Source organism: Photorhabdus africana (assembly GCF_035181445.1).
GTDB classification, from domain to species: Bacteria; Pseudomonadota; Gammaproteobacteria; order Enterobacterales; family Enterobacteriaceae; genus Photorhabdus; species Photorhabdus laumondii.
This window is the reverse complement of record NZ_JAXBVE010000308.1, coordinates 1-223: the sequence shown is the minus strand read 5'-3', so window position 1 is coordinate 223 and position 223 is coordinate 1. Positions and strand designations below refer to the sequence as shown.

Genomic DNA, 223 nt, shown 5'->3' with positions numbered 1-223 from the left:
TCCCCTAAAATACGACCTTTATGGTTTGATTCAAGATTTATGACCAGAATAGTATCATTGACCCAAGCTTTATCTGGCGAGGTACTAAGAAACCCTTTTTCCGCAATGATGCTTCCCTCTGTAGTATATTTATCCAGTAAATTCTTAAGTTCTGATTTATCGAGTTTTAACCCCCGATAAACTTTTTTATGATCCGTTATAGCAAGCTCATTTAATCCCTCTG

The 223-nt window shown here is 36.3% G+C and carries 1 pseudogene; it reads right to left on the bottom strand.

Annotated features, from left to right (window positions below):
• Positions 1-223: pseudogene (locus tag SLS51_RS23880) on the bottom strand (SPI-2 type III secretion system effector NAD(+)--protein-arginine ADP-ribosyltransferase SpvB); the annotation flags it as partial.